The sequence below is a fragment of the Clostridium sp. C8 genome (genome assembly GCF_001010885.1).
GTDB classification, from domain to species: Bacteria; Bacillota; Clostridia; order Clostridiales; family Clostridiaceae; genus Clostridium; species Clostridium sartagoforme.
In genome coordinates, this window is record NZ_LBMX01000040.1 from 119,588 (window position 1) to 126,155 (window position 6,568).

The window sequence follows — 6,568 nt, forward strand, 5'->3', positions numbered from 1 at the left end:
ATTATGAAAAATCAAGTTATATTTCATGAGTCTAAAAAATATATGCCAGGAGGAGTAAATTCTCCAGTAAGATCATATAAAAGTACAGGATTAACTCCGCCCATTATAAAAAGCGGAAAAGGGGCAATAATAGTAGATGAAGAAGGTAATGAGTACATAGATTTTGTATTAGCTTGGGGACCAATGATTTTAGGCCATTGTGATAACGAGGTAGTAAAATGTATTAAAGAAGTTTCTGAAAGCTCAATAGCTTTTGGTGCACCGACAGAGTTAGAACTTATAATGTCTAAATTTTTATGTAAAAATTTAAAAAATATAGATATGATAAGAATGGTGAACTCAGGTACAGAAGCAACTATGAGTGCTATAAAGCTTGCAAGGGGATATACAAAGAAAAATAAAATAATAAAATTTGCAGGGTGTTATCACGGGCACTTTGATGGATTTTTAATTGAGGCAGGTTCAGGAGTGTTAACAAATGGAATCCCTGGATCATTAGGAGTGCCGGAAGATAGTATAAAAAACACACTTATAGCAACATATAATGATAAGGAAAGTATTAAAGATTTATTCAAAAAATATGGAGAAGATATTGCAGGTGTTATAATAGAGCCAGTTGCAGGGAATATGGGAGTTGTAAAAGCGGAAGAAGACTTTATGAACTTTATTAGAGAACTTTGTGACCAATATGGATCTTTATTGATTTTTGATGAAGTTATGAGTGGATTTAGAGTAGCTTTCGAAGGAGCACAAAAATTATTTAATGCGAAGCCAGATTTAGTGACTTATGCAAAAATAATAGGGGGAGGACTTCCTTGTGGTGCATATGGTGGAAGAAAAGAAATAATGGAATGTTTATCTCCAGTTGGAGAGGTTTATCAGGCTGGAACTATGTCAGGAAATCCAATTGTAATGGCAGCAGGAATCGCAACTTTAAATAAATTAAAAAGAAATAAAGAAGAATATTATGATAAAATAAATCAGCTTGGAAAGATGTTAGAAGATGGTGTATTAGATATTGCAAAAGAAAAAAATATTCCATTAATAGTTAATAGGTGTGGAGGAATGTTTACCTTATTTTTTACAGAATCAAAGGAAGTTAAAAAATATAGTGATGTTAAAACTTGTGATGAAGAAATTTTTAAAAAATACTTTAAGCACATGTTGTTAAATGGGATTAATATACCACCATCACAATATGAATCTTTATTTTTAAGTGTTGCTCATACTGAAGAACATATAAATAAGTTTTTAAAGGTATTTAAAAATTTTAATATAGAATAGAGAGGTGCATATGTCTAAAGCAATAATTATTGTTTCTTTTGGAACAGCCAATTTAGAAGGTATTAATGAGTTAGAAAACTTTGAAAAAGAAATAAGAGAAAGTGTAAAAGAAAAGTATCATGTTTGTAAGGCTTTTACTTCAAGTGTATTATCCAATATGTTATTTAATAAATATGGAAAAGTAGTGCCTAGATTAGAGCAAGTTTTATTTAATTTAAGTAATGATAGGTATAAAGAAGTATATATACAACCACTTCATGTAATTGAAGGAAGTGAGTACTCTAGTATAGAAAAAACCGTAAAAGAATACGATTATTCTTTTTCAAAAATAATTTTAGGAAAAGTTCTTATGAGTGATAAAGAAGAAGAATTAATAGAGTCCTGTAACTTAATTGCTAAATCGATGGAAAGTGATTTACCAAAAGAGGATAACATAGTATTAGTTGGTCATGGATCTAAAACAATAAGTACAGAAGCTTATAATAAATTAAAAACGGTATTTATAGAAAATCAATACAAAAATACTTATATTGGAACATTAGAAGGAGACATAAGAAAAGAAGATGTTACAAGATATTTATTAGAAGATAAAATTGATGAAATAACATTAGCTCCGATACTAATGCTTCCTGGAAATCATATAGAAAAAGATATTTTTGGAGAAAATAATTCATGGAAAACTTTTATAAAAGATCATGGTATAAAAGTTAAAGTTACTAGAAAATCACTTTTAGAATATGAGGAAATAAGAAAATATTATATAAATAAGATAAAAAAAGAATTTAAATAAAAATTAAACATAAACAAGGATAAAACAAAGTTTTCATTGCAAAACTTTGTTTTTCATTGTAAAATGTGTTAGTAAAAAATGAAATTTATTTATATTAATAATTGTTAAAAAAGTAACTATAATATGGGGGATATCATGTACAGTAAAGAAATTCATAATTTAGCCCACTCAGCAGAAGTTAAAAGTAACTTACTAAGGAGAAGTACGGGGAGATACTTAGTTAGTGCAATGATTGGAAGTTTATTTGTAAGTTTAGGAATTATGCTTATTTACACTATAGGTGGAATAATGCATCATAATGGAATAGAAACTTATAAGATTTTAATGGGAGCATCCTTTGGTGTGGCTCTTAGTTTAGTATTAATGGCAGGCGGAGATTTATTTACAAGTAATGCTATGATAATGACTATGGGAGCTTTAGAAAAAACAGTAACTTGGGTTGATGCTATAAAAATATGGTTTGCAAGTTGGATTGGAAATATTTTAGGTGGAATTCTTGGAGCAATATTATTTGTACAAGCTGGTTTAACTAGTGGAAAAAGTGAATATATTGGAGAATTTATTGTAAATAATGCTTATTCTAAAATAAGTACGCCAGCAGGACAACTTATATTAAAAGGAATTTTATGTAATATATTAGTTTGTTTAGCAGTTTGGATGTGTTATAAGTTAAAAGAAGAAACTGCTAAAATATTAATGATATTTTGGTGCTTATTTACATTTATAACAGCAGGATTTGAACACAGTGTAGCAAATATGGGATTTCTCGCTATGGGATACTTAATAGATCCATCAACAATAACCATAGGTGGATATGCATATAATATTATTCTAGTATCTATCGGAAACTTTATTGGAGGAATATTATTTTTAGCTTTACCGTATTATTATATTACCAGCGGACATAAAGAGGAAGTTTAAAATTTTTATTACATATAGGGTGGATAAATATCCATCCTTAAGTTTTCTAGTGGACATATGTAAGTCTGCGTTGACTTGGGCGAAGTGAGGTCATAAGCAAATTTACATATGTCCAATTTTTTTTAGTTCCTAAGTTATGAATATAAGTTTATATAAATTAGATCTTATATAAATTTTAGGAATTTGTTAGAAATCTGATAGGTTAATTTTATATATTTATATTATTATAAATATATATGAATAAATGTTATAATTTAAATATAAAAAAATAGAAGAAGGGGTATTTTATATAAAATATCAAGGATGGATTTATGAGTAAATACAATGTTTTGGTTGTGGATGACGAAAAAGAAATAACTGATGCAATAGAGATATATTTAAAAAATGAAGATATAAATGTTATAAAAGCATATGATGGAGTAGAAGCTCTTAACATAATAGAAAAAGAAGATATACATCTTGTAATAATGGATTTAATGATGCCTAAAATGGATGGAATGCGAGCAACTATGAATATAAGGAAAGAAAAAAATATTCCTATAATAATTTTATCAGCAAAATCACAGGATATTGATAAAATATTGGGATTAAACATAGGGGCTGATGATTATATAACAAAACCATTTAATCCATTAGAACTTATAGCAAGAGTAAAATCACAACTTAGAAGGTATGTAGATCTTGGAAATTATATAAAAGAACAAAATGAAGATGTATTAACTTATGGAATAATTAAATTGGATAAAAATAGAAAATATTTTGAGGTAGACGGAAAAGAAATTAAAATAACTAGAACAGAGTATAAGATCTTAGAACTTCTTTTAAGTAATCCAGGAAGAGTTTTTTCTTCAGCAGAAATATATGAACGTGTATGGGAGGAACCCTGCTTTAGTACGGATACAGTTATGGTTCATGTTAGGAGAATAAGAGAAAAGATAGAAATAGATCCTAAGAATCCAAGATATTTAAAAGTAGTATGGGGAGTTGGATATAAGTTTGAAAAATAGATATTTATTAATAAGTAATAAAGGTCTTATAAAACACTTAAGTATTTTTTTTATAACAATAGTAATTTTAATTATTGTGTATTTAATTCCTAACTATAAATTTTTAACCTTAATAATTTTAACACTAATATTTTTAAACATATCAATGCTATTAAAACTTATAAGTAACAATTTCGAAACAACAATGATTTGGAAAGGGATAGAAAGTTGGCTAGAAGAATTTGAAAAAGAAAATGATTTGAATTCTTTTAGTAATAAAGAGATATTTAACAAAGAAGACTTAAATATGAATATAAGAAAAAGGTATTTAGATTTATTATTAAAGGTTAATAAAATAGCTAAAAGTCTAAAGAAATCTGCAATTAACACAAAAAGAAATGAGAACGTAAATCTTCAACTTATAGATAATTTAACTAAAAAATTAAATAAGCCTTTAGAAGATATATTGATTAATATAGAAAAGTTAAAAAGTGAAAATAATGATAAAGAAATAATAGAGTTGTTGAAAAATAAATCTAATAACTTAAAAAAGTTAATTGAAGAATTATTTGAAGCATCAAAGACAGCCACAGGAGATATGACTTTAGAAATAAATGAAATTGAAATAGTTGAATTTTTAAAGCAAGCCATAATTGAATTTGAAGATAAAATAAATAAAAGCACAATATCTTTCAGACCAAGTTTCCCAAAGAAAGATATAGTAATTTATTGTAGTGGAGAAAAACTATGGAGAGTATTTGATATATTATTTGAAAATGCACTAAAACATTCTTTAGAAAATAGTAGAGTTTATATAGATGTAAGATGCAGTGATAATAAGATACATATATGTATAAAAAATACTTCGAAAAAAGAGTTAAATATAGAGCCTAAGGATTTGATATATATAATAAATAATAATAAAGAAGAAAATGTATCAGGACTAGGCTTGGAAATTGCTAAGAATTTAGTTCTTCTTCAAAAAGGAAGTTTTAATATAAGTATAGATGGAGACTTATTTAAAGTAGAAATATCTTTTAATATTAACTGTGTTCAAGAATCATGTTTAGAAGAGGAGTAATCCAATGATATTAGATAAAGTTTTATATAAAAATTATAAAATTAGATGGATTAAAGATGAAGAAATAAGAAAGTTAAAAGATATAAATGAAAAAGTATTTATGGAAACTATAATTGGAAAAATATTAGTGCTTATGAATTATTTTGTTATAAGAAAATTAGTTAACACTACTGGAGAAGAATTTTTGCCTAATTATAATAGCGAAGGTCCAAAGTATATTGTATTACTTACGTGGATAGTATTTGCTATAATTGTAGCAATATCAGTATTTCAGATAGTATTAAAAAGCAGAATTTATAAAGATGATGATATTAAAACATATGAAAGAAATTTTTATAGAGTAAAATTATTTGATAAATTCATGAAGCTTTTAATAATAGCAATATTTTATATAACTTTATATCAAGGCTTTTTTCAATTTACTATGTTTGGAGTTGATATAAAAGAAACTATACTTTGGTGGATAGTTATATTAAATATATTAGTATTTATCTATCTTGGAATAAGCGTGTTTAAAAATTATTTGATAATGGAAACATTAAACTTAACATTAGATAAAACAATTGAAAGTTTAGAAAGTGGCAATTTTGATGATGTCTATAAAATATTAAACGAAAATAAAAATCGCTATGCTTTGCTTAATGGGATAGAATTCAACATTATGAATAGAGCTATAAATGAGCTTATTTCAACCTCCCAAGTGGTTGAAAATTATGAAGCTATATCAAATATAAAGAAGGTTGAACTAATAACTAATGTATCTCATGATCTAAGAACACCCTTAACATCTATAATAAATTATGTTGACTTTTTAAGTAAAGGAAAGTTCACTGAAAGTAATAAAAATGATTATATAGATATATTAGAAAGAAAAGCAAAAAGAATAAAAATTTTAATAAATGATTTAAAAGAATCAATAATGGCTAATTCCAATGGTATTATTTTGGATATTAAAGAAATTGATATAAAAGAAGTACTAAATCAAGCATTAATTGAAGTAAATGATAAAATTAATGAATCAAAGCTAAAGTTTACTTTTAAAATATTTTCAGAAGGAAAAGAAGTGGAAAATACTGAGGCTTTTAAAGCTTTCATATATGCGGATTATAATAAAACTCTTAGAATATATCAAAATATAATATCAAATATACTTAAATATTCTTTAATGGATTCAGAAGTATTTATAATACTAGAATATGATAATAGAAAAATAAACAAAATAAGTAACATGACATTTATAAACGAAACAAAAGAAAAAATAATATTTAACGAGAGTGAGCTTATTGAAAGATTTAAAAGAGGAGATGAATCTAGAAATACAGAGGGTACAGGACTAGGCTTGGATATAGCAAAAAGTTTGACAGAAGCACAAAATGGAGAGTTTAAAATAGAAATAAGAGATAAAAAGTTTATTGTAAATGTATCAATTTAATTAAATAATAAATTTATTATAGTAAATTTAAAAGACAACAAAAAAACTCCCGTGTAGTATAATCCCCTTATGGT

Annotated in this window: 6 protein-coding genes; all 6 read left to right on the forward strand. The window is 25.7% G+C overall.

Annotation, left to right across the window (positions count from 1 at the left end):
• Positions 1–3 precede the first annotated feature (3 nt).
• The 6 genes from hemL to AAT22_RS05845 all read left to right on the forward strand — a co-directional run bounded on the left by hemL (position 4) and on the right by AAT22_RS05845 (position 6,494).
• Positions 4–1,284, forward strand: coding sequence for a glutamate-1-semialdehyde 2,1-aminomutase (gene hemL, locus AAT22_RS05820; protein WP_047000556.1), 1,281 nt, complete (start codon positions 4–6; stop codon positions 1,282–1,284).
• 10 nt (positions 1,285–1,294) lie between these two features.
• Positions 1,295–2,074 (forward strand): sirohydrochlorin cobaltochelatase, encoded by a 780-nt coding sequence (locus AAT22_RS05825; protein ID WP_047000557.1) that lies wholly within the window; start codon positions 1,295–1,297, stop codon positions 2,072–2,074.
• A gap of 135 nt (positions 2,075–2,209) precedes the next feature.
• Positions 2,210–2,995 carry a formate/nitrite transporter family protein gene (locus AAT22_RS05830; protein ID WP_016208304.1) on the forward strand — a complete coding sequence of 262 codons (786 nt, stop codon included), beginning with the start codon at positions 2,210–2,212 and terminating at the stop codon, positions 2,993–2,995.
• A gap of 311 nt (positions 2,996–3,306) precedes the next feature.
• Positions 3,307–4,002 carry a response regulator transcription factor gene (locus tag AAT22_RS05835; protein ID WP_047000558.1) on the forward strand — a complete coding sequence of 232 codons (696 nt, stop codon included), beginning with the start codon at positions 3,307–3,309 and terminating at the stop codon, positions 4,000–4,002.
• 145 nt (positions 4,003–4,147) lie between these two features.
• Positions 4,148–5,062 (forward strand): sensor histidine kinase, encoded by a 915-nt coding sequence (locus AAT22_RS05840; RefSeq protein WP_083935705.1) that lies wholly within the window; start codon positions 4,148–4,150, stop codon positions 5,060–5,062.
• A 4-nt stretch (positions 5,063–5,066) separates the two neighbouring features.
• Positions 5,067–6,494, forward strand: coding sequence for a HAMP domain-containing sensor histidine kinase (locus AAT22_RS05845; RefSeq protein WP_047000559.1), 1,428 nt, complete (start codon positions 5,067–5,069; stop codon positions 6,492–6,494).
• Positions 6,495–6,568: the final 74 nt, after the last annotated feature.